Annotated in this window: 28 protein-coding genes and 1 pseudogene; 16 read left to right on the forward strand and 13 right to left on the reverse strand. The window is 67.7% G+C overall.

What is annotated here, in order from left to right; genetic code table 11:
* Positions 1-26 precede the first annotated feature (26 nt).
* Positions 27-1,007 (reverse strand): tripartite tricarboxylate transporter substrate binding protein, encoded by a 981-nt coding sequence (locus AvAM_RS18645; RefSeq protein WP_375708163.1) that lies wholly within the window; start codon positions 1,005-1,007, stop codon positions 27-29.
* 89 nt (positions 1,008-1,096) lie between these two features.
* Positions 1,097-2,008, reverse strand: coding sequence for a 5-dehydro-4-deoxyglucarate dehydratase (gene kdgD / locus AvAM_RS18650; protein ID WP_137748449.1), 912 nt, complete (start codon positions 2,006-2,008; stop codon positions 1,097-1,099).
* Between the two features lie 225 nt (positions 2,009-2,233).
* Here kdgD and AvAM_RS18655 point away from each other — a divergent pair, with 225 nt between their 5' ends.
* Complete coding sequence (locus AvAM_RS18655) at positions 2,234-3,271, forward strand: LacI family DNA-binding transcriptional regulator (RefSeq protein WP_137748450.1); 1,038 nt, start codon at positions 2,234-2,236, stop codon at positions 3,269-3,271.
* Here AvAM_RS18655 and AvAM_RS18660 read toward each other — a convergent pair.
* Positions 3,268-4,737, reverse strand: a complete 1,470-nt coding sequence (locus AvAM_RS18660) for a PLP-dependent aminotransferase family protein (RefSeq protein ID WP_137748451.1) — start codon at positions 4,735-4,737, stop codon at positions 3,268-3,270. The two genes, AvAM_RS18655 and AvAM_RS18660, sit on opposite strands and share 4 nt — an antisense overlap.
* 105 nt (positions 4,738-4,842) lie before the next feature.
* Between AvAM_RS18660 and AvAM_RS18665 the strand changes: the two genes are divergently transcribed.
* Positions 4,843-5,499 carry a pyridoxamine 5'-phosphate oxidase family protein gene (locus AvAM_RS18665; RefSeq protein WP_137748452.1) on the forward strand — a complete coding sequence of 219 codons (657 nt, stop codon included), beginning with the start codon at positions 4,843-4,845 and terminating at the stop codon, positions 5,497-5,499.
* A 4-nt stretch (positions 5,500-5,503) separates the two neighbouring features.
* On the opposite strand, the gene ispF is transcribed toward AvAM_RS18665, so the two are convergent.
* Both ispF and AvAM_RS18675 read right to left on the reverse strand, forming a co-directional pair.
* Positions 5,504-5,983 (reverse strand): 2-C-methyl-D-erythritol 2,4-cyclodiphosphate synthase, encoded by a 480-nt coding sequence (gene ispF, locus AvAM_RS18670; RefSeq protein ID WP_137748453.1) that lies wholly within the window; start codon positions 5,981-5,983, stop codon positions 5,504-5,506.
* Between the two features lie 152 nt (positions 5,984-6,135).
* On the reverse strand, positions 6,136-7,041 hold the full coding sequence (locus AvAM_RS18675) for a 2-C-methyl-D-erythritol 4-phosphate cytidylyltransferase (RefSeq protein WP_137748454.1): 906 nt from the start codon (positions 7,039-7,041) through the stop codon (positions 6,136-6,138).
* Between the two features lie 192 nt (positions 7,042-7,233).
* On the opposite strand from AvAM_RS18675, the gene mfd reads away from it, so the two are divergent.
* The 9 genes and pseudogenes from mfd (at position 7,234) to AvAM_RS18720 (ending at position 17,993) form a co-directional block, all read left to right on the forward strand.
* On the forward strand, positions 7,234-10,710 hold the full coding sequence (gene mfd / locus AvAM_RS18680; RefSeq protein WP_137748455.1) for a transcription-repair coupling factor: 3,477 nt from the start codon (positions 7,234-7,236) through the stop codon (positions 10,708-10,710).
* 82 nt (positions 10,711-10,792) lie between these two features.
* Positions 10,793-11,473, forward strand: a complete 681-nt coding sequence (locus tag AvAM_RS18685) for a hypothetical protein (protein ID WP_137748456.1) — start codon at positions 10,793-10,795, stop codon at positions 11,471-11,473.
* A gap of 28 nt (positions 11,474-11,501) precedes the next feature.
* Positions 11,502-12,227 (forward strand): alpha/beta hydrolase, encoded by a 726-nt coding sequence (locus tag AvAM_RS18690; RefSeq protein ID WP_249368226.1) that lies wholly within the window; start codon positions 11,502-11,504, stop codon positions 12,225-12,227.
* Between the two features lie 278 nt (positions 12,228-12,505).
* Positions 12,506-12,619: pseudogene (locus tag AvAM_RS26170) on the forward strand (DUF3149 domain-containing protein); the annotation flags it as partial.
* A gap of 225 nt (positions 12,620-12,844) precedes the next feature.
* Entirely contained in the window at positions 12,845-13,558 is a 714-nt protein-coding gene (serB, locus tag AvAM_RS18700; protein ID WP_137748458.1) for a phosphoserine phosphatase SerB, read from the forward strand.
* A 22-nt stretch (positions 13,559-13,580) separates the two neighbouring features.
* Positions 13,581-14,168 (forward strand): redoxin domain-containing protein, encoded by a 588-nt coding sequence (locus AvAM_RS18705; RefSeq protein WP_137748459.1) that lies wholly within the window; start codon positions 13,581-13,583, stop codon positions 14,166-14,168.
* 166 nt (positions 14,169-14,334) lie between these two features.
* The gene (locus AvAM_RS18710) at positions 14,335-14,814 is read left to right on the forward strand and encodes a (2Fe-2S)-binding protein (RefSeq protein ID WP_137748460.1); all 480 of its coding nucleotides are present in this window, start codon (positions 14,335-14,337) and stop codon (positions 14,812-14,814) included.
* A complete protein-coding gene (locus tag AvAM_RS18715) occupies positions 14,811-16,922 on the forward strand; it encodes a xanthine dehydrogenase family protein molybdopterin-binding subunit (RefSeq protein WP_137748461.1) in 2,112 nt (703 codons plus the stop codon). Before AvAM_RS18710 ends, AvAM_RS18715 begins: the two co-directional genes overlap by 4 nt.
* Positions 16,923-16,964: 42 nt before the next feature.
* Positions 16,965-17,993, forward strand: a complete 1,029-nt coding sequence (locus tag AvAM_RS18720; RefSeq protein ID WP_171012326.1) for a helix-turn-helix transcriptional regulator — start codon at positions 16,965-16,967, stop codon at positions 17,991-17,993.
* A 55-nt stretch (positions 17,994-18,048) separates the two neighbouring features.
* Here AvAM_RS18720 and AvAM_RS18725 read toward each other — a convergent pair whose 3' ends face one another.
* Positions 18,049-18,579: an Rrf2 family transcriptional regulator gene (locus AvAM_RS18725; RefSeq protein ID WP_137748462.1), complete on the reverse strand. Its 531-nt coding sequence runs from the start codon at positions 18,577-18,579 to the stop codon at positions 18,049-18,051.
* A 92-nt stretch (positions 18,580-18,671) separates the two neighbouring features.
* Between AvAM_RS18725 and ytfE the strand changes: the two genes are divergently transcribed.
* Both ytfE and AvAM_RS18735 read left to right on the forward strand, forming a co-directional pair.
* A complete protein-coding gene (ytfE, locus tag AvAM_RS18730) occupies positions 18,672-19,442 on the forward strand; it encodes an iron-sulfur cluster repair protein YtfE (protein ID WP_171012328.1) in 771 nt (256 codons plus the stop codon).
* The gene (locus AvAM_RS18735) at positions 19,439-19,888 is read left to right on the forward strand and encodes a group III truncated hemoglobin (protein WP_137748463.1); all 450 of its coding nucleotides are present in this window, start codon (positions 19,439-19,441) and stop codon (positions 19,886-19,888) included. Before ytfE ends, AvAM_RS18735 begins: the two co-directional genes overlap by 4 nt.
* A 37-nt stretch (positions 19,889-19,925) precedes the next feature.
* Here AvAM_RS18735 and AvAM_RS25745 read toward each other — a convergent pair whose 3' ends face one another.
* On the reverse strand, positions 19,926-20,099 hold the full coding sequence (locus tag AvAM_RS25745) for a LiaI-LiaF-like domain-containing protein (RefSeq protein WP_171012331.1): 174 nt from the start codon (positions 20,097-20,099) through the stop codon (positions 19,926-19,928).
* Positions 20,100-20,351: 252 nt separating this feature from the next.
* Between AvAM_RS25745 and AvAM_RS18740 the strand changes: the two genes are divergently transcribed.
* Complete coding sequence (locus tag AvAM_RS18740; protein ID WP_137748464.1) at positions 20,352-20,558, forward strand: hypothetical protein; 207 nt, start codon at positions 20,352-20,354, stop codon at positions 20,556-20,558.
* Positions 20,559-20,643: 85 nt separating this feature from the next.
* Here the strand turns inward: AvAM_RS18740 and AvAM_RS18745 are convergent, their stop codons facing one another.
* Genes AvAM_RS18745 through AvAM_RS18755 form a run of 3 tightly spaced genes read right to left on the reverse strand, consistent with a single transcriptional unit; the run spans position 20,644 to position 21,702 of the window.
* Complete coding sequence (locus AvAM_RS18745) at positions 20,644-20,871, reverse strand: DUF3820 family protein (protein ID WP_137748465.1); 228 nt, start codon at positions 20,869-20,871, stop codon at positions 20,644-20,646.
* A 10-nt stretch (positions 20,872-20,881) separates the two neighbouring features.
* Positions 20,882-21,244 carry a translation initiation factor Sui1 gene (locus AvAM_RS18750; RefSeq protein WP_137748466.1) on the reverse strand — a complete coding sequence of 121 codons (363 nt, stop codon included), beginning with the start codon at positions 21,242-21,244 and terminating at the stop codon, positions 20,882-20,884.
* On the reverse strand, positions 21,241-21,702 hold the full coding sequence (locus tag AvAM_RS18755; protein WP_137748467.1) for a DUF2721 domain-containing protein: 462 nt from the start codon (positions 21,700-21,702) through the stop codon (positions 21,241-21,243). The genes AvAM_RS18750 and AvAM_RS18755 overlap by 4 nt, the downstream gene beginning before the upstream one ends.
* A 211-nt stretch (positions 21,703-21,913) precedes the next feature.
* On the opposite strand from AvAM_RS18755, the gene AvAM_RS18760 reads away from it, so the two are divergent.
* Positions 21,914-23,200 (forward strand): DEAD/DEAH box helicase, encoded by a 1,287-nt coding sequence (locus AvAM_RS18760; RefSeq protein ID WP_137748468.1) that lies wholly within the window; start codon positions 21,914-21,916, stop codon positions 23,198-23,200.
* 32 nt (positions 23,201-23,232) lie between these two features.
* On the opposite strand, the gene AvAM_RS18765 is transcribed toward AvAM_RS18760, so the two are convergent.
* On the reverse strand, positions 23,233-23,568 hold the full coding sequence (locus tag AvAM_RS18765; RefSeq protein WP_137748469.1) for a DUF6172 family protein: 336 nt from the start codon (positions 23,566-23,568) through the stop codon (positions 23,233-23,235).
* 91 nt (positions 23,569-23,659) lie between these two features.
* Between AvAM_RS18765 and AvAM_RS18770 the strand changes: the two genes are divergently transcribed.
* Positions 23,660-24,922: a sensor domain-containing diguanylate cyclase gene (locus AvAM_RS18770; RefSeq protein ID WP_137748470.1), complete on the forward strand. Its 1,263-nt coding sequence runs from the start codon at positions 23,660-23,662 to the stop codon at positions 24,920-24,922.
* Positions 24,923-24,977: 55 nt separating this feature from the next.
* On the opposite strand, the gene AvAM_RS18775 is transcribed toward AvAM_RS18770, so the two are convergent.
* Positions 24,978-25,181, reverse strand: coding sequence for a hypothetical protein (locus tag AvAM_RS18775; protein ID WP_137748471.1), 204 nt, complete (start codon positions 25,179-25,181; stop codon positions 24,978-24,980).
* 68 nt (positions 25,182-25,249) lie between these two features.
* Complete coding sequence (locus AvAM_RS18780) at positions 25,250-26,905, reverse strand: methyl-accepting chemotaxis protein (RefSeq protein ID WP_137748472.1); 1,656 nt, start codon at positions 26,903-26,905, stop codon at positions 25,250-25,252.
* Positions 26,906-26,946: the final 41 nt, after the last annotated feature.

A 26,946-nucleotide genomic window follows, 5' to 3' on the forward strand; every position in this document is an offset into this window, starting at 1 on the left:
CGCGCGCAGGCGCCTCGGGGTAAGTCTCAATCAGCGGTGATCTTGCGGGTTTCGATGACTGTCTTCCAACGCGCGAACTCGCGCGCCTGGTAGGCGGTGAAGGCCTCGGGCGTGCTCGCCACAATCTCCAGGCCCTGATCGAGCATGCGCTTCTTCACGGCAGGGTCATTCATGGCGGCGATGGCGGCGTCCGAGAGCTTCTTCCTGAGTGCAGGCGGCAGACCCTTGGGCGCGGCCATGCCCTGCCACGAGTACACCTCGGCACCTGCCACGCCAGCCTCGGCCAGGGTGGGCACGTCGGGCAGAACGGGGCTGCGCTTGTCGCCCGTCACGGCAATCGCATGCAGCTTGCCGGCGCGGATGTGTTGCAGCACGGCGTTCACGTTCTGGAACGAGAACTCCACTTGGCCGCCCAGCAGGTCGTTGATGGCTGGAGCACCTCCCTTGTAGGGGATGTGCAGGCCTTCGGTGCCGCTCTGCTGCCAGAACACTTCGGCCGAAAGGTGATCCGACGAACCGTTGCCCGAACTCGCGAAGCTCACCTTGCCGGGGTTGGCCTTGAGCTGGGCGATCACCTCCTTCACGGTGCGCGCCTTCTGGCCAGGGGCGGCCACCAGCACGTTGGGCGCCTGCACCGGCACGGTGATGTAGTCGAAATCCTTGAGCGCGTCATACGGCACGCTCTTGAGCAGGTGCGGCGCCACCACAAAGGCACCGAGCGAGGACACCAGCAGCGTGTAGCCATCGGGCGCAGCGCGCTTGACCGCGCCGGCGCCCAACGTGCCTGTGGCGCCGGGGCGGTTGTCCACGACAAAGCTCTGGCCCAGCTTGTCTCCCATGTGCAGGGCCATGGCACGGGCCACCATATCGGTGGAGCCCCCGGCAGGGAACGGCACAACAATGGTCACGGGCTTCTCAGGCCACGCGGCAGACGTGCCCGTCTGGGCAGATGCGGTAAAAGCCAGGCTGCAGGCGCTGGCAACCATCAGCAATTTCTTGAGGATCATGGTGAATGTCTCCGGAGTGGGTGGTGTCGGTGGCCCTCTGCGGGGCCTCTTTCGAAAATCTTCGTGGAGCAGGCGTTGGTCTCTGCGGTTTACTGCGGGCCGAGCTTCTTGATGAGCGCAGCCAGCTCTTCCACCTCATGGGGCTTGAGATCCGTCAGCGGCGCGCGCACCGGCCCGCCGTCATGGCCCACGATGCGTGCTCCCGCCTTGATGATGGACACGCCATAGCCCTCCACCCGGTTGCGGATGGCCAGGTAAGGCATGAAGAACTCCTTGAGCAGCCGGTGCTGCGTGGCCGTGTCGTCCGCTGCCACTGCCTTGTAGAACTCCATGGCCGTCTTCGGGATGAAGTTGAACACCGCCGACGAATACACCGGCGTACCGAGTGCCTTGTACGCCGCCGCATACACCTCGGCTGTGGGCAGGCCACCCAGGTACGAGAAACGGTCACCCATCTTCATGTAGATGGAAGACATGGTCTCGATATTGCCCACGCCGTCCTTGAAACCGATCAGGTTGGGGCAGCGCTCGGCCAGGATGGCCAAAGAGTCGGCCGTGAGCTTGGTGCGGTCGCGGTTGTAGACGATCACACCGAACTTCACGCTGTTGCACACCTGGGCCACATGCTCGATCAGGCCCTCCTGCCCGGCCTCGGTCAGGTAGTGGGGCAAGAGCAGGATGCCGTGGGCGCCCAGGCGCTCGGCCTCTTGCGCATGGGCAATCGCTGTGCGGGTGGGGCCACCGGCACCGGCAATGATGGGCACCTTGCCCCGGCAGGTGTCCACGGCCGTCTTGATGACTTCGCTGTACTCGGGGCCCGACAGGGAGAAGTATTCACCCGTGCCACCGGCTGCAAACAGGGCGCTGGCACCGTAGGGGGCGAGCCACTCCAGGCGCTCGATGTAGGACTTGGGGCGGAAGTTGCCCTGCTCGTCGAAGTCCGTGATGGGGAAGGACAGCAGGCCGGAGCCCATGATGGTTTTGAGGTCTTGGGGGGTCATGGTGAATAGCGCGCAGTGAATGGTGAAAAACAAATCACAAGGTCGTACAAGCTGGTTGATTTCGCGGCCAACAGCGACTAAATTTCTTGAATGTGCGAATGTTAACGTTAACATTGTCAGACAACATAGGATAAACCCTTGGTTTTTAATTCCGTGGCTAGACAATGCGCCGCGAGGGCACCTGTGGCACCGAGCCAATGACTTCCCGCTTTAGACTCCGCCACCATGCACGCCCCCGACCCGGCACAGCCCGTCCCCCTCCCCGGCCGCGACCGCCCCGCAGTCACGTTGCGTGAAGTGGCCGAGCGCGCTGGCGTGTCGATGATCACTGTCTCGCGCGCCATCAACACCCCGCAGCAGGTGTCCGAGCGCACGCGAGAACGCGTGCATGAGGCCGTGTCTGCGCTGGGCTATGTGCCCAACCTGGTGGCGGGCGGCTTGCGCTCTGCGCGCAGCCATGTGGTCACAGCACTGGTGCCCACGCTCACAGGCCCCTTGTTTGGCGAAATGGTGCAGGCGCTCACCGAAGCGCTGGAGCAGCGCGGCTTTCAGGTGATGTTGGGTCAGGTGGGCTACGCGCGTTCGCGCGAGGACGCGTTGCTGCGGGCCATTGTCGGGCGGCGGCCCGACGGCATCGTGGTCACGGGTGTGATGCATTCACCAGAAGGGCGGCGCCTGCTCACCGCCTCGGGCATCCCCATCGTCGAAACCTGGGACTTCACCGACACCCCCATCGACATGCTGGTGGGTCTGCGGCATGAAGCACTGGGCGCGGCCGTGTGCGAGCACCTGTTTGCCAAAGTGCGGCGGCACCTAGCGCTGCTCAGTGGTGGTGACGAGCGTGCCGCCCGCCGCGCGAGCGGCTTCACTGCAGCGGCCCAGCGCCTGGGCCTGCGCCCGCCCACGGTGCGCCTGGGCAAGTCGCCCACCACCCATGCCGATGGCCGCGAGGGGCTGGCAGCCCTGCTGGCTGAGGCGCCCGACCTGGACGCCGTGTTCTGCAGTTCCGACATGCTGGCACTGGGTGTGCTGACCGAGGCGCGCGTGCGCGGCATCGCCGTGCCCGATCAGCTCGCGGTGATGGGCTTTGGCGACATCGACTTTGCGCAGACCGTGAGCCCCAGCCTCTCCACCGTGCGCATTGATGGCACCCGCATGGGCCAGACGGCAGCGCAGCTGATCGCCGACCGCGCCGAGGGCAAGCCCGTGACGGAGCGCGTGGTGGACATCGGCTTTTCCATCATCGAGCGCAACAGCGCCTAGGCACCACCGCGCACCACGTTAGCAAGCTTCTTTACTAACGGCTCCATCGCCTCCACCGGCACCTGCGCATAGCCCAGCAAAAAGCCGCGCCAAGGCTGCGCGCGCAAGCCCACGGCATGCAGGCTCAACGCGGGCGCCATGATGCCGTGACGCGCCATGAGGCGCGCGCTCAGCGCCACATCATCTGCCGCACCGTCGTGCAGGCGCAGGGCCAGGTGCATGCCCGCCGTGCCGCCGTGCACGCTGGCCACATCGCCCAGGTGCTGCGCAAGTGCGGCCACCAGCGCATCACGCCGCTGGCGGTAAAGGCGGCGCATGCGCCGCAGGTGCAGCGCGAACTGGCCGCTCACGATGAATTCCGCCAGCGCGCGCTGCTCGGCCGTGCGCCCGCGCGGTGCCGCGCGGTCCAGCAGCAGGGCCAATGCGGGGGCCAAGGCCGCTGGCACCACCATGAAACCGATGCGCAGCCCCGGGAACAGCGTCTTGCTGAAAGTCCCCAGATAGACCACGGGCGCATCGGGCGCCAGGCCCTGCATGCAGGCCAGAGGCGGGCCATCGTGGCGGAACTCGCTGTCGTAGTCGTCCTCGATCACCAGCGCGCCCGCCTGGCGCGCGCCCTCGATCAACGCCAGGCGCCGCGCGAGGCTCATCACGCTGCCCACGGGGTAATGGTGTGACGGCGTGGTGTAAATCAGCCGTGGCCGCTGGCGCAGCCAGTCGCTCGCCACAGGGGCCATGCCCTCATCGTCCACCACAATGCCCACGGCCTTGAGCTGCGCGGCACGAAAAGCCGCCACCGCGCCCTGGTAGCCGGGGTTCTCCATCCACACCTTGTCGCCCGCATCGGCAAATGCGCGGGCGCACAGGTCCAGGCTGCTTTGCGTGCCGTCGGTGATGAAAACCTGCGAGGCGTCCACCAGCGCGCCGCGCGCCACGCGCAGGTGGCCCGCGATGGCCTCGCGCAGCGCAGGGTCACCCGCCGGATCAGCGTAGTTGAGCTGCGCGGGCGTGAGCGTGGCCCAGGCCCGCTCCAGCATGCGCCGCCAGCGCAGCACCGGGAAGTCGGCGAGCGCGGGCACGCCGGGGGCGAACGCGGCCGCAGTCTCCGCCCCCGGCAGCAGCGGCATGTTCTGTGCGCGCCGCGACAGCACTGTGCGCGCCACAGCCACAGGCTGCGCTGGCGCGGCCCCAGCCACCAGCCGCCCGGCCAGCGTCGCCACCACACTGCCGCGCCGGGTGGCCACGATAAAGCCCTCCGTGGCAAGCTGCTCGTAGGCATACAGCACGCTGTTGCGCGCCACGCCCAGCTCGGCCGCCAGCGTGCGGCTGGCGGGCAGGCGCATGCCACCGGCCAGCGTGCCGCTGCGGATGCCATGGCGCAGGCATTCGTGCAGCTGACGCTGCTGCGGCCAGCGTGCGTGCGCAGGCTGAGCCTGGAAGGTGCTGAACAGGAGTTGAAAATCCATCGCGATCTGTGGCCTTAAAAAACAGTTGCTTTGTGGGTCTTATTCTGGCGCCATAGAAGACCTACATTGCGCCCCTTCTTCCACTTTTTATCGGAACCTCACCCCGTGACCGACACCGTCGCCCCCCTGCCCGCCACCGACCGCACCCGCGTACGCCGCGTAGCCGAGAACGCCCGCTACGACCGCGCCACGGTGCACGCCATCATCGACGCCGCCTACCTGTGCCACGTGGCTTTTGCCGACGACAAGGGCACGCACAACATCCCTACGGCGTGTTGGCGCGAGGGTGAGCACCTGTACATCCACGGCTCCAACGGCGGGCGCATGGTCAAGTGGCTGGGCCAGGGTGCGCAGGCCTGCGTCACCATCACCCACCTCGACGGCCTGGTGCTGGCGCGCTCGGCCTTCAACCATTCGATGAACTACCGCTCGGCCATGATTTATGGCCGCTTCGAGGCCGTGGCCAACAAACACGCGGCCCTGGCCGCGCTCATGGACCATCTGGCCGTAGGCCGGCAGGCCGAGATCCGCGCGGGCAACGACAAGGAGTTCGCGGCTACCACGGTGCTGCGCATATCCCTCGATGAAGCCGCGTGCAAAGTGCGCAGCGGCGCACCGGTGGACGACGAAGAAGACATGCAGCACCCTGCATGGGCGGGCGTGTTGCCGCTGGCGCAGGTGCGCGGTGCTCCCGTGGCCGACCCACTGAACACGGCGGCCACGCCGGGCTATGTGGCGGCCTGGGCTGCGCGGACCGCCTGAAGGCTCAGGCCTTGTAGATCAGCGCCACTGCGCGCGCTTCCATGGCCAGGCCCTGGCCCACAGGCCCCAGGCGCTCGGCCGTCTTGGCCTTGACGTTGACCTGGTCGGGTTCCACCGCCAGCGCCTTGGCAATGCACTCGCGCATGCCCGGAATGTGCGCAGCCAGGCGCGGTGCCTGGGCCACCACGGTGCTGTCCACGTTGCCGATGCTGTAGCCCGCAGCGCGCACCCGGCGCGCCGCCTCTGCCAGCAGCACGGCCGAATCGGCGCCACGGAACTGCGCATCCGTATCAGGGAAGTGGCGGCCAATGTCACCCAGGCCCGCCGCGCCCAGAATGGCGTCGGTGATGGCATGCAGCAGCACATCGGCATCCGAATGGCCGAGCAGGCCCATGGTGTGGGGAATGTGAACGCCACCAATCACCAAGGCACGGCCGGGCACCAGCGCATGCACATCCCAACCCTCACCAATCCTGAAACTCATCTCTGTCCTTTTCTGAGCGATTCACAAAGTCGTTGTGTCGAGGCAGCCCCGCCTTGCCAAAGCCGCTGCGCTGAGCTTCGTGAACCTCTACGGGTCTATTGATCCATCACTTTCCTGCGCCCACGCCAACCACCAAGCGCGCAGGAAGTGCTTCAAAAAATCGTCTTGCGCCCTGTTTCGCTGGCGCCCAGCCCACGCTCGCCGCCAAAACGGGCCAGCGTGGTGCCATGGCCGCGCTGGGCCAGCACGGCCTCGGCCAGCGCGAAGTCGTCGGGGTAGGTCACCTTGAAATTCTGCGCACCACCAGGCACCAGGCGCGGGTGCAGGCCCATGGCCTCCATGGCGCTGGCCTCGTCGGTCACATTGGTGCCCACCTTGGCCAGCGCATCGAGCAGCGGGCCGATGCGAAACATCTGCGGCGTTTGCGCCAGCCACTTGTTGCTGCGGTCCACGGTGGATGCGACGCGCACGCCGCCCGGTCCGTCGATGGAGGTCTTGAGCGTATCCGCCAGCTGGTGCGCCAGCAGGCCGCCCACGGAATCATGGATGCAGGCGTCGATGAGCCGGTCGATCTGCTCGGCAGTGACCAGGCAGCGCGCGGCATCGTGCACCAGCACCCAGTCATCGCGGTCCGCGCCACGCTCCAGCAGGGTGGTGATCCCACCCTGCACCGTGGCGGCGCGTGTGGGCCCGCCGCAGTGGGCTACAAAAAACGAGGGGTGGGCATGGGCGCCCAGGAAGTGGTCCCCTGCCGCCACCGCCACCAGCGTGCCCGCCAGCCGCGCCACGCCCGCAAAGGCGGCCAGCGTGTGCATGACCATGGGATGGCCCGCCACCAGGTGGTACTGCTTGGGCAACAACGGCAGCGCGGCCTCACCCGCCGCACCAGCCAGCGCTCCAAAGGCCGACATCGTGCTGCTTGCGGGCGCCGCCGGTGGGTGCGCCACGGCCCGCGATCCCACCCCGGCGCAGGGCACCAGCGCCCACAGGCGCCCCGGTGCCGACGTGGGGGTATGGGAAGCGGCGAGCGAAGGTTGCAGCAACGGGTCGATGGTCATGAGACGCGCATTCTAGGAGGATGCCCCACGGCGCCTGTGCTGCAGCCCACCGCCCCATGGGGCACCGGCATCCGAAGCGGCATGCAGCACATCAGGCCATGCATCACTAAAATGCCCCGTTGCCCCCGATCCAGCCCGTGCGCGCTTCGCGCCCCAGGGGATGCGGCGGGCCAGACGACCGACTCCGTCCGCATGGAACTGCCCAAACTCTCCCCCGGAAAACGCTTCACCCTGCCCCGCCCCGTGGGCAGCGCCGATTCGCTGCTGCTGGCCCGCCTGGCCGAACGTGACAAGGCAGCGGGCCGCACCACCGCCATCGTCACGGCCGACGCCACCGATGCGCAGCGCCTCATCGAGGAAATGGCGTTCTTCGCGCCCACGCTGCGCTGCGCGCTGTTCCCTGACTGGGAGACGCTGCCGTATGACACCTTCTCTCCGCACCAGGACCTGATCAGCGAGCGCCTGGCCACGCTCTGGCGCATCAGCCAGAAGGACAGGGACACCGGCGCCGACGTGGTGCTGGTGCCCGCCACCACGGCGCTGTACCGCCTCGCACCGCCCTCCTTCCTTGCGGGTTACACCTTCCACTTCAAGGTCAAGCAAAAGCTCGACGAGGCGAAGTTCAAGGCCCAGCTCACGCTGGCCGGCTACAGCCACGTCTCGCAGGTGGTGAGTCCGGGCGAGTACGCGGTGCGCGGCGGGTTGATCGACCTGTTCCCCATGGGCTCGCTGGTGCCCTACCGTGTGGATTTGTTCGACGACGAGATCGACAGCATCCGCACGTTCGATCCCGACAGCCAGCGCAGCCTGTACCCCGTGCCCGAGGTGCGCCTCTTGCCCGGCCGCGAGTTCCCCATGGACGACGAGGCGCGCGCCAAGTTCAGGAGCCGCTGGCGCGAAATGCTGGAGGGCGACCCGACCAAGAGCCGCATCTACAAGGACATGGGCGCGGGCGTGGCCACCGCCGGCATCGAGTACTACCTGCCGCTGTTCTTCGACGAGACCGCCACCGTGTTCGACTACCTGGGCGGCGAAGCCACGGTGGTTCTGCACGGCGACCTGGAGCCCGCCTTCCAGCGCTTCTGGCAGGACACCAAGGACCGCTTCCGCCTGGTGCAGGGCGACCCCGAACGCCCTGCGCTGCCACCGGAAGCGCTGTTCCTGTCGGCCGACCAGTTCTACACGCGCGCCAAGGAACACGCGCAGCTGTCCATCCGCCCCGGCGTGGAGGACGTGGATGACAACCCCCACTTCCACAAGCTCGGCGACCTGTCGGTGGTGCGCGGCGCCGAGGACCCGCTGGCCCGCCTGCACGCCCACATCCGCAACACGCAGCACCGCGTGCTGCTGCTGGCCGAGAGCGATGGCCGGCGCGAGAGCCTGCTCGACTTCCTGCGCGCCAGCGGCGTGAACCCGCCGGCCTTCGATTCACTGGCCGAGTTCCAGGGAACGGCCGAGGAGAAGGTGGGCATTGCCACCGCCGGACTCACCGTGGGCTTTAGCTGGATCGAGGACGGCATCGACTTCGTCACCGAGACCGAGCTCTTCGCCGCCGGCCCCACCACGCGCCGGCGCAAGAAGCAGGAGCAGGTGAGCGACGTCGAGGCGCTGATCAAGGACCTGGCCGAACTCAACGTGGGCGACCCCGTGGTGCACAGCGCCCATGGCATCGGCCGCTACCGGGGCCTCGTCAACATGGACGTGGGCAACAAGAACCCCGACGGCACGCCCGCCATGCAAGAGTTCCTGCACCTGGAATACGCCGACAAGGCCGTGCTCTACGTGCCCGTGAGCCAGCTGCAGCTGATCAGCCGCTACACCGGTGTGAGCGCCGACGAGGCGCCGCTGCACAAACTTGGCAGTGGCCAGTGGGAAAAGGCCAAGCGCAAGGCCGCCGAGCAGGTGCGCGACAGCGCGGCCGAGTTGCTCAACATCTACGCCCGCCGTGCCGCGCGCGAAGGCCACGCCTTCCGCTACAGCCCGCAGGACTACGAGACCTTCGCCAACGATTTCGGCTTCGAGGAGACGGCCGACCAGAACGCCGCCATCCACGCGGTGATCCAGGACATGATCAGCGCCCGCCCCATGGACCGCCTGGTCTGCGGCGACGTGGGCTTCGGCAAGACCGAGGTCGCCCTGCGCGCGGCCTTCGTGGCGGTCACGGGCGGCAAGCAGGTGGCCTTTTTGGCGCCCACCACGCTGCTGGCCGAGCAGCACTACCAGACGCTGGTGGACCGTTTCAGCAAGTGGCCGGTGAAGGTGGCCGAAGTCTCGCGCTTCCGTTCGGGCAAGGAGATCACCGCCGCCATCAAGGGCATCGGCGACGGCACCGTGGACATCGTGGTGGGCACGCACAAGCTGCTCTCCGAATCCACCAAGTTCCACAACCTGGGCCTGCTCATCATCGACGAGGAGCACCGCTTCGGCGTGCGCCACAAGGAGCAGATGAAGGCCCTGCGCGCCGAGGTGGACGTGCTCACCCTCACCGCCACGCCCATCCCGCGCACGCTGGGCATGGCGCTCGAAGGGCTGCGCGACCTGTCGGTCATCGCCACCGCGCCGCAGCGGCGCCTGGCGATCAAGACCTTTGTGCGCAACGAGGGCACGGGCGTGATCCGCGAGGCGGTGCTGCGCGAATTGAAGCGCGGCGGCCAGGTCTACTTCCTGCACAACGAAGTGGAGACCATCGAGAACCGCCGCCAGAAGCTCGAAGAGATATTGCCCGAGGCCCGCATCGCCGTGGCCCACGGCCAGATGCCCGAGCGCGAGCTGGAGCGCGTGATGCGCGACTTCGTGGCCCAGCGCTTCAACATCCTCTTGTGCTCGACCATCATCGAGACCGGCATCGATGTGCCCACGGCCAACACCATCATCATGAGCCGCGCCGACAAGTTCGGCCTGGCGCAGCTGCACCAGCTGCGCGGGCGCGTGGGCCGCAGCCACCACCAGGCGTACGCCTACCTCATGGTGCCCGACACCGAGGGCCTGACCAAACACGCCGCGCAGCGCCTCGATGCCATCCAGCAGATGGAAGAACTGGGCAGCGGCTTCTACCTGGCCATGCACGACCTGGAGATTCGCGGTGCGGGCGAGGTGCTGGGCGAGAACCAGAGCGGCAACATGCTCGAAGTGGGCTTCCAGCTCTACAACGAGATGCTGAACGAGGCCGTCAAGGCACTCAAGGCCGGCAAGGAGCCCGACCTGCTCTCGCCCCTGTCCGTCACCACCGACATCAACCTGCACGCGCCCGCCCTGCTGCCCGACGACTACTGCGGCGACGTGCACCTGCGCCTGTCGTTCTACAAGAAGCTGGCCACCGCCAAGAACCTCGACCAGATCGACGGCCTGCTCGAAGAGATCGTGGACCGCTTTGGCAAGCTGCCGCCGCAGGCCCAGACCCTGATCGACGTGCACCGCCTGCGCGTTCTGAGCCAGCCTTACGGCGTGGTGAAGGTGGATGCCGCCCCGGGCGTCATCAACATCACCTTCAAGCCCCAGCCGCCCATCGACCCGATGCGCATCATCGAGCTGATCCAGAAGAACAAGCACATCAAGCTCGCGGGCAACGAGAAACTGCGCATCGAACGCGAGCTCAAGGACCCCAAGGACCGCGCGCAGATGGTGCGGGATGTGCTGCGCTCGCTGGGGCAGCCGCAGGTGGCTGCGTGAGGGTTCAATTTTGAGAAAAATTGGCCTCCCCCGCGCGTCCATCATGCCGCAATAGCTATCAATAGCATAGCAAAAAGCAACCATGTGGCTTGAAGCCGCCCTCCTCCCTGTGGCCCTGGTGGCCGCCCTGGCCGCGCGGCCCTGGCGCCTGCTGGCCAGCCGCAAGCCGCTGGCGCACGAAAGCCACGGCGCGCCGTCTGCACTGTGGACGCCGCTGCTCGCCACACTGGTCTTTCTGCCCTGGCTGTGGGCCCTGCCCACACTGCACGCCATGCCGCTGCAGCTGCAGTGGTCGGGTGCCTGCCTGGTGGTGCTGATGCTGGGCTGGCCGCTGGCAGTGCCCACACTGCTGGCGGTGGGTGCCACCGCTGCGTTGCTTTCGCCCAGCCTGGGGTGGCAGGACGCCATGGGCGTGGCCGTGTGGCAAGGCGTGGTGCCTGCCACGCTGGCGCTGCTGCTGGGCGTGGTGCTGCGCCGCTTGGCGGGGACACGCTCGCTGGTCGGCGTGCGCGCCTTTGTCTACGTGCTGGGGCGGGGCTTTTTGGGCACGGCGCTGTGCCTGTTTGTGGCGGGCAGCTTGGCGCAATGGGCCGGCCACACGCTGCCGGGCGTCAGCGATCAGCTCTCGCTGGTCGCCCGCTGGCTGATGGCCTGGGGCGACGCGGTGGTCACCGGCATGTTGTGTGCGGTGTTCGTGGCCTTCAAACCTGGGTGGCTGGCCACCTGGTCGGATGCGGTGTACCTCGATGGCAAAAATAGCTGACGCCGGGACGGAACCGAGGCAGGAAGCCTTGCGCAGGCCCTTTACCGTGGCCCACGGCCCCCACCGGCTGCACGGCAGCACCTGGAGCACCACGACCGCTGCAGTGCCGCGCCTGTTGTCCCTGCACGGCGGCGGCGCGGCCACCGACCACCGGCGCATGGACTACCTGCTGCAGCCTCTGGCCAGCCAGGGCTGGGCGGGCGCCGCCTTCGACTGTTTGGGCCATGGCGCAACGGGTGGCAGCCTGCTGGGCTCCAGCCTGGCCGATCGCCAAGCGCAGGCGCAGGCCGTGGCCGCCCACCTGGGGCTGCACCCGGCCCATCCACCCCTGGCGTTGATGGCTTCGAGCATGGGCGGCCACACGGCTTGCCAGCTGCTGGACACCCTGCAGCCGCGCGCCCTGGTGCTGTTTTGCCCTGCGGCCTACACGCCAGCAGCCGAGCACCAGCCCTTCGGCCCGGCCTTCCAGCAGGCACTGCGCGCCACCACGGACTTTGCCAGCGCACCGGCCTGGTCGGCGCTGGGGCGCTATCGCGGCCGACTGCTGCTGGTCTGGGGCACGGAGGATGCGGTGATTCCACCCGCCGTCATCCAGGGCTACGGTCAGGCCGCCGTGGCTGCACGCAGCGTGGAGGTGGTGAAGTTGCCCGGCGTGGGCCACGCCCTGCACGCGTGGCTGCAGGCCCAGCCTGCGGCGGCACAAGCGCTGCAGCAGCGCATCGCCTCCCTGCTAGTGGCGGCAGAGCGCGATTGAGTCACACGACGCCAAACACGCACCCACCGCCGGAGATGCCAAGCGTGAGGCGCGGCCCTGTGGGGTGCACAACCAGGTTGGCAGACTGAAGCCGATCGGCAGGCCTCCGCCATCCCGCGCCATGCCAGATGGCAACACGCGCATCGCCTCGCGCCCAGGCTTTCGCAGCGCGGACGCCTGCTGCACCAGCCTGCAGCCGATGCTTGACACAGCGCAAGGGGCTTGGCACTGCGCCGCGCGATAGTGGATGCCACACCCACCACAAGGAGTGCTCCACCATGAAGCTGCTGAACGATCTTTTCTCTACCGACTACGGACTGATGAGCATCATTGGCATCGGGTTCATGCTGTGCATGGCCGCGTTCTTTCTGCGCATGTTCCTGGTCAAGATGAACGAGCCACCCGCGCCCAACCCTGCGGGCCGCGCAAGGGCTGGCAGCGGCAGCGCCAAGGGCCAGCCGCCGTCGCGCTGACACGGTAGCAGCTCGGCGGCGCCCGCCTCCACTGCGGCGGGCCAGCATGTCAAGAGACCCAATTGCGCAGGCTGAAGGGGCATGGAGCGGGGCGATACCATTGCGGGTTGTTTCTCCCCCTCACCAAACACCCCCGTCTGCGCCATGACCCACGCTACCGAATTCGCCCCCGGACTTGTCATCCAGGGCATCACGCCCCCGCTGTCCCTGTCGGCCTACAAGCTCATCGCGTTTGACATGGACTCCACCCTCATCAACATCGAGTGTGTGGACGAAATAGCCGACGCCGCAGGCCGCAAGGCCGAGGTGGCCGCCATCACCGAAGCGGCGATGCAAGGCGTGATCACCGACTACAAAGAGAGCCTGCGCCAGCGCGTGGCCCTGCTCAAGGGCGTAACGGTGCAGCACATGGAGCAGGTGTTCACCGAGCGCCTGCGCTTCAACCCCGGCGCCCAGGAACTCATCACTGCCGCCAAGGGCGCAGGCCTGACCACGCTGCTGGTCTCCGGTGGCTTCACCTTCTTTGCCGACCGCGTGAAGGCAGGCCTGGGTATCGACTTTGCCCGCTCCAACATGCTGGAAGTGCAAGACGGCCAACTCACCGGCCGCATGGTGGACCAGGCCTGGGGCGACATCTGCGACGGCGCCGAGAAGCGCCGCACGCTGCTGGAAGTGGCCTCGCTCATGGGCATCTCGCCGCAGCAAGCGATCGCCGTGGGCGACGGCGCCAACGACCTGCCCATGATGGGCGCGGCGGGCCTGTCCGTGGCCTACCACGCCAAGCCCACCGTGCGCGCACAGGCCAAGGTCGCCATCAACCAGGGCGGGCTGGACAGGCTGCTGGAAGTGCTGCGCTGATTCGCAACGCCGCAGCCCCAGCATGCTGAAGGCACTCGCCACCCGCGCTGCGCAGTCCCTGCGCCAAGGCTGGAAGCAGCACTTGGCCACCCTCGCGCTGGCCTGGATGGCCGTCGTGGCGGTGGACACCTGGCGCACACGCGACCTGCCCCAGGGCCCCGCGCCCGATGTGGCGCTGGTGATGGCCCCCAACGCTGGTGCCACTGGTGTCACCACCACCCTGGCCGCATGGCGCGCCCAGCACCCCGGTCAGGCCGTGGCGGTGCACTTCTGGGCCGAGTGGTGTTCCATCTGCAAGCTGGAAGAGCCCAGCATCGCAAGCCTGTCCAACGACTGGCCCGTGCTGGGCGTGGCCATGCAGTCCGGCAACGCGGAGAAGGTGGCCCAGGTGCAGCGCCAGCGCAGCATGCCCTGGCAGACGGCGGTGGACCCACAGGGCACCCTGTCGCGCAGCTGGGGCGTGCGCGCCGTGCCTGCGCTGGTGGTGATCGACGCGCACGGCCAGGTGCGGTTTGCCACCTCGGGCTACACGCCCGAATGGGCCATGCGCCTGCGGCTGTGGTGGGCGCAAGCCATGCCGCAGTGGAATGCTTTGCTTCAAAAAAAATAGCTATTTGCGCTGGATGGACGTGCGCAAACGGCCATTTTGACCACCATTTTCCGCCCCACCCACCGCGCAGCCGGCTGAAACAGCCCGGCAGCGTTTGGCGCAAATCTTCAAGACCCGCCGCGCCCGGCTTTGCACACTGGCCTCCGTTCCACCCACGGAGGCTTGTATGCACATCACCCTGAACCAACAACCCCGGCCCGTGCCCCCAGGCTGGGAGGACGAACCCCTGCTCTGGCTGCTGCGCGAGCCGCTGGGCCTGGCGGGCACCCGCTTTGGCTGCGGCATGGGCCAGTGCGGCGCCTGCACCGTGCTGGTGGACGGCGTGGCGCAGCGCGCCTGCCTGCAGACCGCGCGCGGGCTGCAGGGGCGCAGCATCACCACCATTGAGGGGCTGGCCGCAGCCGATGGCACCCTGCACCCGGTGCAACAAGCCTGGCTGGACCTGCGCGTGCCCCAATGCGGCTACTGCCAAAGCGGCCAGATCATGGGCGCCGTGGCCCTGCTGCGCGCCACGCCCCGCCCCAGCGATGCGCAGATCGATGCCGCCATGTCGGGCCACCTGTGCCGCTGCGGCACCCAGCACCGCGTGCGTGCAGCCATCCACCAGGCGGCTGGGCACCCAGCGGCTGGGGGCACCACGCCATGAAGCGCCGCCAGTTTTTTGCAGCAGCGGCGGCAGGTGCACTCACCGTCACGCTCGCAGGCTGCGGCCTGGTGCCGGTGATCCCCAAGCGCCCCACCTCCACCGCCGACGACGCGCTGGGCTGGATACGGCACGAAAATGGCCGCTTCACCCTGTGGCTGCCCAGCGCCGAAATGGGCCAGCAAATCAGCGCCGCACTGCAGGGCCTGGCCGCCGCCGAGCTGGGCGTGCCACCCGCGCAGGTGCATCTGCAACTGCCCGGCACCCGCCACATTGCCCGCGTACGCGCCACCGTGGGCAGCGCCAGCGTGCAGGACTTTGCCCTGCCCCTGGCCCGCGCCTGCGCCACCCTGCGCGAGGCCCTGGCGCAGGGCCAGACCACGGGCACGCTGGCTGCGCGCGACATTGCACCCAGCGCGCTGCGCAGCCTGCAGCCGCGCGCGGGGGCAGCCCAAGAAGCGGCGGCAGCGCCCGGCCAGTTGCACGCCCTCGTCACCGGCCAGCCGCTGTTTGCGGGCGATACGCGCCTGCCCGGCCTGCTCTATGGCCGCGTGCTGCGCGCACCGGTGTCGGCTGAACTGGCCTCGCGCCCCCAGGCGTGGGACGAGGCGACCGCCCGCGCCGACCCGGCCTGCGTGGCCGTGGTGCAGCACCCGCGCCTGATGCAGATGGGCAGCCTGGGCCTGGGCATCGTGGCGCGCACGCCTGCCGCGCTCGACCGCATCGCCGCTTCGCTGGCCGTGCAATGGCAGGTGGAAGATGGCAGCGCGTTCGAGCAGGCCGCCATCGATAAGCGCATCGACATCGACACCCACCTGCGCCGGGGAGCGCTGCAGCACTGCCTGCGCAAAGACGACATGCCCACAGACACAGCATGGACGCTGGACCTGCGCATGGACGTGCCCCTGGCAGCCCACGCACCCATCGAGCCCCGCAGCGCCACGGCGCACTGGCTGGCCGACCCAGACAAAAAAGACATCGCCCTGAAGGTATGGGCGGGCACCCAAGACCTGTTCTACATGCGCGATGTGCTGGCTCGCCAATTCAGCCTGGATGCAGAACGCATCGAGGTGCAGGCCTGCCGCATCGGCGGCGGATTTGGGGGGCGCACGCTGTGCACGGTGGAGCTGGAAGCCGCCGTGCTCGCCCAGGCCGTGGGCGCGCCCGTCAAGGTGCAATGGAGCCGCACGCAGGAGTTTGCCCAGGGCTTCCAGCGCCCGCCCTCCAGCCACCGTGTGCGGGCGCGCGTGCAGGGTGGGCGCATCACCCACTGGTGGCATGCGCTGGCCAGCAGCCACATCCTGTTCACGCCCGCCGCCATGCCGGTGTGGATGCAAACCCTGGCCGACCTCGCAGGCGACAGCGGCGTGGCGCGCGGCGCACAAATGCCATACGACGTGCCCCAACAGCGCATCGAGTTCACCGCCCAGCGCCTGCCCGTGCACACCGGTCCATGGCGCGGCCTGGGCGCGGGGCCCAACACCCTGGTGGTGGAAAGCGCCATGGACGAATGCGCGCGCCTGGCCGGGGCCGACCCACTGGCCTGGCGCCTGCAGCACACCACCGACGAACGCCTGGCCCAGGTGCTGCGCCGCGCCGCCGCCGAAGCCCGCTGGCCCGAGCACCCCGCCAGCGACGCCACCACCTTGCGCGGGCGCGGCATCGCAGGCGGCATCTACAAGGGCGTGAGCTACGCCGCCGCCGTGGCCGACGTGGAGGTGCACCGCGCCACCGGCCAGGTGCGCGTGACAGCGCTGTGGTGCGCGCACGACTGCGGCCTGGTGCTGCAGCCCGACGGCGTACGCGCGCAGACCGAAGGCAACCTCGTGTGGTGCCTGGGCATGGTGCTGCACGAGCAACTGCCCGTGGCACGCTCGGGCGTGGCCGCTGCCAGCTTTGCCGACTACCCGCTGCCACGCATGGGCGATGTGCCACCGCTGCATGTGCACCTGATCGACAGCAATGCGCCACCTACAGGTGCGGGCGAGACCGCGATGGTGGCAGGGGCAGGCGCCGTTGCGAATGCGCTGCGCGACGCCACCGGGGTGCGCTTTGCCCGCCTGCCAGTGCGCAGCGCAGATGTGCTGCAGGCCCTGGGCGCGCGGGGCTGAGCGATCCTGCACCAGCCACAGCGCCAACGGCACAATCCGCCCATGCAAGACTTTGCCAGCGCCGCCATGGTCCGCCTGCTGGTGCGCGCCATGGACGCGCACGGGCTGGCCCCGCCACCGCCCCCACCGGCTGCTGACGGGCTGGCCGCCAGCCATGTGCCGCTGGCCTACAAACGCAGCGTGGTCCAGGCTGTGCTGCAACAGGGGGGCCTGGGCACCTTGCTGCAACTGGCCCAGCGGGTGGACCTGCTCGCGGGCGATCCGGTGCACCGTGCGCTGCTGGGCGCGACCGATGTGCCTGAACTGCTGGCGCGCTGGCAGCGGCTGGAGCGGTATGTGCATTCACGCCACCAGGTCAGCATCCAGACCGGCGCCCCTGGTGCCCTGGCGTTGCACCACCACGCGCGCCCCGGTGTGCCAGAAGAACCCCACCCCACCGAAAGCCTGGCCGTGCTGGGCGTGCTGCTGGGCGCCAGCCAGGCTCTGGGCGTGCACGGCTTGCAGGTGGAGATCGGAGCGCCCAGGGCCACAAGCCAGCCTGTGAACCTGGAGATAGGCACACCTGCCGCCACCCCAGCCCATCTGGACGCCGCGCTGGCCGCCCAAGGGCAAATGGGCCAATGGACCTTGCGCTGGCACACATACGCCAACGCAAGCCCACCCCACGCCATCACACTCCAACCCCAGCCCGCCACCCACCTGTGTGATGCCCTGCCCTGGCCGCCGTTGGCGCACCGGCTGGCGCGTCATGTGCTGCACGACCCGGCGGCGCAGCACACGGTGGACGCTCTGGCCCACCACACGGGCCTGGCCCGCCGCAGCCTGCAACGGGCGTTGACCGAGGGTGGCCTGAGCTGCCGCCACATCGTCACCGAGGCCCGCGCACGTTTGGCAGCGCAGTGGCTGCTGGAGAGCACGCACGGTCTGGCAGAAATCGGGTTTGCCTGCGGTTTCGCCGACCAGCCTCACTTCACGCGCGAGTTTGCCCGCCACGTGGGCCTGACCCCGGCGCGCTACCGGCAGGCGTTTGCGCGGGCTGGCACTCCCACGCCTGATCCGCACTTCATTTGATTGCTACATATTTAATAGCAAAAAATCAATGCCCATTGCGCGGAGACGGCCTTTTTCACTCAATGTCCTGGTCTTTGGAAGGCAACCCGGACACGGGCGCGCGCCTGCGGGGCGCGTTGCCGTTCTGCGGCAGTGCCACGGTGGGCAACAGGGCACGTGCAGCCGCCCCCCCCTCGGCGGCTGGTGCCATCAGATCAGCCAGCGTCACGCTGTCCAGCACCGCCAGATAGGCCTGCATGGCCTGCCACAGCACGCCCTTGAGGCGGCAATGGCTGCTCAGGCGGCACTGGTTGGTGCCGGGGTCAAAACATTCGACGAGGTTGAAGTCCGTCTCGGTGGCGCGCACCACGGCGCCAATGTTGATGGCCGACGCAGGCACCATCAGCCGCATGCCGCCGCCCCGCCCGCGCGTGGTTTCCAGCAGCCCCTGGGCCGCCAACTGCTGCACGATCTTCATCAGGTGGCTGCGCGAGATGCCGTAGCCCTCGGCCACCTCGGTGATGGTCACCGGCTGCTCGCGGCCTTCGGTGGCTGCGCAGTACATGAGCACGCGCAGGGTGTAGTCGGTCCATTGGGTCAGGCGCATGGGTTTTGCCGCAGGTCAATTTAAAGAGGTATGCAGGACGAATTTTATTGAATAAAATATTCACATCAAATGAATCTTTAAAAGGACCCGCCATGAACGCCCGCGTTGACCACCTGGATGCTGCTCCCGCCCACCCCACCCCCCTCAGCGCCGACCAGCAGATCGGCCAGATCGCGGTGCAACTGCCCGGCGCCACCGCGGTGTTCCGGCGTCTCAAGCTCGACTTTTGCTGCGGCGGCCAGGTGAGCCTGGCCAAGGCGGCGGCCGACAAGGGGCTGGATGCCAACGCCGTGCTGGCCGAGCTGGCCGCCCTGCAGCGCAGCGACGCCGTGCCCGAAGCCGCATCGCCCAGCGCGCTCATCGACCACATCCTGGCGCGCTACCACGAGGTGCACCGCCAGCAGCTGCCCGAGCTGATCCGCATGGCCCGCCGCGTCGAAGCCGTGCACCGCGACAACCCCCATGTGCCCGCCGGGCTGGCCGACCACCTCGAAACCATGCACGAGGAACTGCTCTCGCACATGCTCAAGGAAGAGCAGGTGCTGTTCCCCATGCTCAAGAGCGGCGGCAACCCGTTTGTGGGCCAGCCCATCGGCATGATGCGCGCCGAACACGTGGACCACGGCGAGGCGCTGGACAAGCTCAACGCCCTGACGAACGACGCCACACCGCCCCAAGGCGCCTGCAACACCTGGCGCGCGCTGTACGCAGGCATTGCCCAACTGGGCGACGACCTCATCAACCACATCCACCTGGAGAACAACGTGCTGTTCCCCGCGTTCGAGGCCAGCGCAGCACCATCGTCGCAAGGTTGTGGCCCGTCAGGCTGCGCCTGCAGCGGCGGAGGCACACTGCAGGCATGACCCTGCAAACGCCTTTATCCGACAGCCCCGGGGGCCACGCGCCACCCAGCGTGGAAAGCATCACGCGGCTGGTGCATGGTTTTTACGGCGATGTGCGCCAGGACCCGATGCTAGGGCCCGTGTTTGAGAAGGTCCTGCACGGCCAATGGGACACCCACCTACAGCGGCTGGTGGACTTCTGGAGCACGGTGGCCCTGGGCACGCGCAGCTTCAAGGGCGATGTGTTTGGCAAGCACATGGCGCTGGAGGGAGTCACACCCGCCCACTTTGCGGCCTGGGTGGGGCTGTGGCAGCAGCACACCAGCCGCCTGTTCGCCCCCGAGGTGGCGCGCGACCTGCAGGTGGCAGCGCACGGCATTGCGCGCAATCTGTTCCGGGGCTACTTTGGCAGCGACCCGGCGTTTGCGCCGCAGCGCAACGAACACACTGGGCACGGCGGGCATTGAGCCAAGGCCCTGGTCGGGGCCTTCGCGCCCGGGCCTGTTACTTCTTCTTGTCGCCAGGCGTAAAGAACAGCGCCAGGCCCACTGCAATCAGCGCCACCGGCCACCACACCCGCAGCAGCTCGCGCAGGCTGATGCTGATCAGCCCCAGATTGGTCAGCAGAAAAAACACGCCCAGTACGACCAGAACGATCGCTGCGATATGGCCCTTCATGTGCATTCCCTCGGGTTGGTTGTCGGTATGGGCGCGATTATGGCGGCACACCAACGACCCTGGAGGCCCACAAGCTCAAGACCGAGAAGCGAGCAGTTGCGCACCAGCGGTGATTCCTTGTGTCCATTCGTCGGTTTGAGCCGCCACGCGCCCACAAGAGCCCCTCACCAGCAGCGCCAATGGCACGCCCCAAGCCCATGGATCGGAGGCACAAACGTTCATACTAGGGCTCTCAAAAATCAGGAGAACCATATGAGTCAGAACGCAGACATCGTTCTTGCACGCGAACTCTACCGGGCCAGCGAACTCGCATCGAAACAGGTGATAGAAGCCCAGAGCTTGGTGAAGGATCTGTTTCCGGGCGCCGAGCACTCGCGCGCGGACATTCTCGCCATCGCACAACTCATTGCGATCAACTACGCGGGCTTGCACAACAGCACTGGCCAGCACAAGGGCTGACAGGCGAACAGAGGCGCCCCGCGGGGACAGACCTGGCGACGGGACCGGCAGGTGGCTTGGCAGCCCCCTCCCACGCGCCCAAAGTTCAAGCGTTCGAGTCGCGCGCCCCACGCAAAGGCTTGAGCAGGTCCGACAGGCCGTTGTGATCGATCTCATGCATCAGCGCCAGCAACCGCCCCAGCTCGCCTTTGGGGAAACCCTCGCGCGCAAACCAGTTCAGGTAGTTGCCGGGCAGGTCGGCCAGCAGCGTGCCCTTATGCTTGCCGTAAGGCATCTCGGTGGTGACCAGGCGCTGCAGCTTGTCGGCATCCATCACCAAGCCCTCAGCCGCCCGCGCGCTTGACCTTGTGGCCAAGCTTTTGCAGTGCGGCCATGACACGCTCCACATGGTCGCCCTGCACTTCGATGACGCCATCCTTCACCGTGCCGCCGCTGCCGCAGGCCGCCTTGAGCTGCTTGCCCAACTGGGTGAGCGCCGCTTCGTCCTGCAGCACGCCCTTGACCAAGGTCACGGCCTTGCCGCCACGGCCCTTGGTTTCGCGCGACACGCGCACGATGCCGTCACCGGTGGGCAAAGGCTTGTTCTGCTTGCAGGTGCACTGCGCCACGGGCTGGCGGCAGTCGGGGCACATGCGGCCCGATTCGGTCGAATAGACCAGACCGCCGAGGTCGGCCAACGACTTCATGGGGTTTTCTCCCGGTCTTGTTCCAGCAGGTGGAAGTTGAGCAGGCGGGTTGCCAGCAACGTTTCGGTCAAAAAACACACCAGCGCCAGCAGGAACGAGGCCACCCCCGCCAGAAACCCCGCCACGGCCAGGCGGCTGGACTGGAAGTCGGTGGTTTCGCCCAAAAACAGCAGGATGATGGTGATGCCGATCAGCACCGCACAGAAGGTGAGCAGGCCAATGCAGCCATTGGCCAGCCGCCCGCGCAGGCGCAAATCGGCCAGCTCCTTGTAGGCCCGGGGCAGAAACTCGGGCTCGGCGCTGGCACGGTCTTCCACAACGCGGGCGCGGTCGATGATGCGGGCCAGCCGCCCAGCCACGGCGCCAATCATGCCGGACACAGCCGTGAGCAGGAACACAGGGGCCACCGCCAGCTGGATGCCGTGGGTGATGGCAGAGGAGTCAAGGGTGAGGGCCATGGTGCTGCGAAACAAAGGAAAAACCGGCGAGCCGCCGGTGGCCCGATTATCAGCGCGATGCCCCCCGCCCGGAGGCCACGGCCGGGCCAGGCGCGCCATGGCAGCGACTCCGGCACAGGCCAGGACAGCAACTGCGGCGACAATCGCCCATCTCCCTCCCCGTTTCGCGCTGTGGTGCGCCCTCTTTCAACGCCGCTCCAGCGCTGCCCCCATGCCCTTTGCCTCCCTCGGTCTGTCCCCTGCCCTTGTCCACGCTGCAGAAAAAGCGGGTTTTGTAGCGCCCACGCCCATCCAGGCGGGCGCCATCCCCGCCATCCTGCAAGGGGCTGACCTGCTGGGGGCGGCCCAGACCGGCTCGGGAAAAACAGCGGCTTTTGCCCTGCCCTTGCTGCAACAGCTGCAGCTCAGCGCGACGCAAGGGCCTGGCGGCCCGCGCCGGGTGCGCGCCCTGGTACTGGTGCCTACGCGCGAGCTGGCTGCCCAGGTGGGCGAGGTGCTGCGCAGTCTGGCCCAGCACCTGCAGCAGCCGCTCAAGGTAGCCATTGTGTTCGGCGGTGTGTCGATCAACCCGCAGATGCTAGGTCTGCGCGGCGGGGCTGATGTGGTGGTGGCCACACCGGGCCGCCTGCTCGACCTGGTAGACCACAACGCGCTGCGCCTGTCGGCCGTGGCGCACCTTGTGCTGGACGAGGCCGACCGCCTGCTGGACCTGGGCTTTGCCGAAGAACTGCAGCGTGTGCTGGCGCTGCTGCCTGCGAAGCGGCAGAACCTGTTCTTCTCGGCCACCTTCCCTGCTGCCGTGCAGGCGCTGGCCGATGGCCTGTTGCACCAACCGGTACGCGTGGAAGTGCCCCACACGCCAGGCAACGAGCCCGCTATCGAGCAGCGCGCGATTGCCGTGGACGCCAGCCGCCGCACCCAGCTGCTGCGCTACCTGATCAAGGAGCACAACTGGTCGCGCGTGCTGGTGTTTGTGGCCACGCAATACGCTGCCGAGCATGTGGCAGAGAAGCTCTACAAGGCGGGCATCTTTGCATCGCCCTTCCATGGCGGCCTGAGCCAGGGCGCGCGCAACCAGGTGCTGCAGGAGTTCAAGGACGAGCGCTGGCAAGTGGTGGTGACCACCGACCTGGCCGCACGCGGCATCGACATTGCTCAGCTGCCCGCCGTGGTCAATTACGACTTGCCCCGCTCGGCCGTGGACTATGTGCACCGCATCGGCCGCACGGGCCGCGCGGGCGAGACTGGCGTGGCCGTGAGTTTTGTGACGGCCGATGCTGAAGCGCATTTCCGGTTGATTGAAAAGCGCCAGCACCTCACCATCCCGCGCGAGCAGATTGCGGGCTTTGAGCCCACAGAAACAGCCGCCCCGGCATCGGTGACCGATCCCCAGGGCACCGGTGGCATCAAGGGCAAGCGACCGAGCAAAAAAGACAAGCTGCGTGCGGCCGCTGCCGCTGCGGGCTCTGCACCCGACGCCCACAAAAAAGGCCCCTGAACGGGGCCTAGGACGGGAGCCATCGGGCCAGTTCAGGCCTCTTCATCTCCGTCATCTGTGCCGCCATGGCCCGCCTCACCGGCAGGCCGGGGCTGGCGCTTGCCGGGTTTGGCGAGGATTTCCACATAGAACTGGGCGCCGCCTTCGGCCGCCACCTCGTTGATGAGGCCTGTCAGGGCGGAAAGATGCACCACGGCAGCATCCTCTTTGGTGCGGCCAAACTGGCAATCGAAGTCCCAGAAATCAGCGCCCTCGGGCACATCGCGGCGCCGCTCGCGCTTGATGTATTTGCGGATTTCGTGCTTGACGGCATCCAGAACGCGGTCGCGGTTCTTGCCTTCAACGTGGAGTTGGAAAGTTTTTCTCATGGGCGATGGTAGCGCGTGTGACAGATATGGATTCCCAGTCGCACACCCTGGTGCCACAATGGTGCATTACTTTTGGTTACCGCCGAGCCCGATGTTCCACGACCTGCGTCTGCTGCAAATGCTGCCAGCGGCTGTGCTCATCACGCAGGATGGAGCGATCCGCTTCGCCAATGCGGCCAGCATGGAGCTGCTGGAAGCGCCCAGCACTGAAAGCCTGATCGGCCGTCTCTCGGGCGATTTTGTGCACCCCATGGACCAGGTGCGCTCCAGCAACCGCATCCAGCAGGTGGCCGTGCCCGAACAGGCGGGGCGACCCAACAAATCCTCCGAGTTCCGCATCCGCACGGCGCGCGGCAACCTGCGCATGGTGCTGATCAGCAGCGTGGCGATGGAGTGGGAAGGCGCACCCGCCGTGCTCATGTGTGGCTTGGACATGACGCACCAGAGCGAAATCGAGGCCCAGCTGCGCGAGAGCGAGCAGAACTTCCGCCGCCTGTTCGACAGCCTGCAGGACGTGTACTACCGCACCAATGCCCAGGGCGTGGTGCAGCATGTGGGCCCTGGCGTGCGGCGCGTGCTGGGCTACGAGCCCCACGAGATCGAGGGCCGCACGGCCGAGTCGTACTACCCCCAGAGCACCGACCGCGACGCGTTCAAGGCCGCTGTCATGGAACATGGCGAGGTGTCGGACTTTCCTGGCCAGATGGTGCGGCGCGACGGCACCGTGATCGACATCTCCATCAGCAGCCACGCGCTGTACGACCACGCGGGCAACTTCGCGGGGGTGGAAGGCATTTACCGCGACGTGACGCAGCGCAAGAACCTGGAGCGCGAACTGCAGCGCCTAGCCACCACCGACATGCTCACCGGCATTGCCAACCGGCGCGCGTTTCTTGAAACGGCGGAGTCCGCGTATGCCCACTCGCGCCGCAGCGGCGAGCCACTCACGCTGCTGATGCTGGACCTGGACCACTTCAAATCCATCAACGACCGCTTTGGCCATCTGGAGGGCGACCGGGCCCTTGTGGCGTTCGCCCAGGCCGTCAAAAGCCAGCTGCGCGCCAGCGATGCCGTGGGACGCCTGGGCGGCGAAGAGTTTGGTGTACTGCTGCCGCTGACCACCCTGACCGAAGGCCTGGAGGCCGCCGCCCGCATCCTGCACAGCGTGCGTGCACTGGAGCTGACCGACGACACGGGCCAGGCCTACCGCATCACCACCAGCCTGGGCGTGGGGGCGTTCCGCCAGAGCGACCGCAGCCTGCGCGACATGCTGGACCGCGCCGACCAGGCGCTGTACCTAGCCAAGCGCCGGGGGCGCGACCAGATCGCCTCGCTCGACACCGTGGGCGATTAACGCAGGCTGCCCCGCGCCTGCCAGCCCCGGGCTGGTGGGGCCTGCGCATGTACCGTCACAGGCGCATGCGCTCCTGCTGCAGGTTCCACAGGCAGGCGGCAATCCCCAGCAGCATCTCCATCACCTGCTCGGCACCCTGGTGCGACAGCTCCAGGCCGTCGATGATCATGGCCAGCTGGGCAATCGCATCCTCGGGCGCCGACGCCCCCCCCGTGTGGGCCACTTCGGCAATGGCAATCAGGACATCGGTGTGATTCATGGCAACGGTGCCAGGGCGCCGCAGGCCCGGCAGGGCAATGCCACAGAGGCTGTAGGCACAGCGACGGCCTAGCGCGGCGCCATGGACAGCCGCTGCTGGTGGGGTACGGCCCCTGCAGGCAGTGGCAACCCACCCTGGCGGGGGCCCTCCAGGGCATCCATGGCCGGGCCCGTGCCATCAGGCGCCAGGCGGAACTGATGGATCACCTCCAGCAGGCGCCGGACCTGGTTCCTCACGCCGGTGGAGGCGGACGAACTGTCGTCCACCAGCGCTGCGTTCTGCTGCGTGGCGGCATCGAGCTGGCGCACCGCCTCGCCAATCTGCGCAATGCCCCGGGCCTGTTCCTGGCCCGCGTCCTGGATCTCGTTGATGAGAGCAACCACCTGGTTCACATGCCGCACGGTGTTGGCCACCCGCTCACCCGCCTGGCCCACCAGGGCCGAGCCCCGCCCCACGCCCTGCACGCTGGCCGCAATCAGCCCGCGGATCTCGCGGGCCGCCGTGCTGCTGCGCTGGGACAGCCCCCGCACCTCACCCGCCACCACGGCAAAGCCCCGGCCCTGCTCGCCCGCACGGGCGGCCTCCACGGCGGCATTGAGGGCCAGCAGGTTGGTCTGGAAGGCGATGTCGTCGATCACCTTGATGATGTCGGTGATCTTCTGCGACTGCAGGTTGATCTCCTGCATGGTGGCGACCACGTCGCGCATCACGCTGCCGCCCTCGTTGGCCACCTTGCTGGCCTCTTGCGCCAGTTGCGTGGCGCGGTGGGCGTTGTCGGTGTTGTGCTGCACGGTGATGGTGAGCTGCTCCATCGAAGCAGCCGTCTCCTGCAGGTTGGAGGCCTGCACTTCCGTGCGGCGGGCCAGGTCTTCGGCGCCACCGGCCATGAGCACGGCATCCCGCGCCACGGTCTCGGTGCTGTCGCGCACCTCGGTGATCACGCGCACCAATTGCTGGTTCATCTCGCGTAGCGCGCCCAGCAGCTCGGCGGTTTCGTCGGTTCCGCGCACGACGATCTGCGCACTCAGGTCGCCGCCCGCCACGGTGCGGGCCAGCGCCACGGCCTGCTGCAGGGGGCGCGAGATGGAGCGTGTGATGACCAGGGCCATCGCCGCCCCCACCAGCAGTGCCAACGCGGTGGCGGCCAGCATCCACACATGGATGGTTTCGCTCATCGCCTTGGCCGCGCCAAACTCTTCCGCGCCCACCTCGATCTGCAGGCCCACCAGTTGCTCGACCGCCGCTTGCACCTTGGCGGCATGGGGGCGGATCTGGGTGATGTACAGCTCCGACCCATCGTCGTACTTGCCCGACACCAGCGCCTGCGCGGCGGGCAACAGGCCTTTTTCCAGGTACTGGGTGTTGGCGTCAGCAAACGCCTGGGCCAGGGTTTGTTCTTGTGCGGCCAGCGGTTTGGCCGTGTAGCTGGCCCACAGGCTGCGGATGCGCTCAACATTCGCCGTCAGCTCGGTGTGGCTGGCCTGCAGGTTGCTGGTGCCGGGGTCCATCAGCATGTCCATCACCAGCACCCGGTTGCGCTGCGTGAGGTGGCTGATCTCGGCCAGCACACCCAAAGGCACCGTGCGGTCACCATACAGCGCAGCGCTGCGTTCGGTCAGGCGCTTGGCACCGCTGATGCCACCCGCCGCCAGCGCCGAGATCAACAGCAGCAGCACGGCAAACGCCAGGGCCAGTCGGGTGCCAATTTTGATTTTTTGAAGCATCTGAAAGTCTCGTCAATGACCCGAAGGGGGCCCCAAGGCAC

It is taken from the genome of Acidovorax sp. NB1 (assembly GCF_005405905.1).
In the GTDB taxonomy this organism is placed as follows: Bacteria; Pseudomonadota; Gammaproteobacteria; order Burkholderiales; family Burkholderiaceae_C; genus Acidovorax.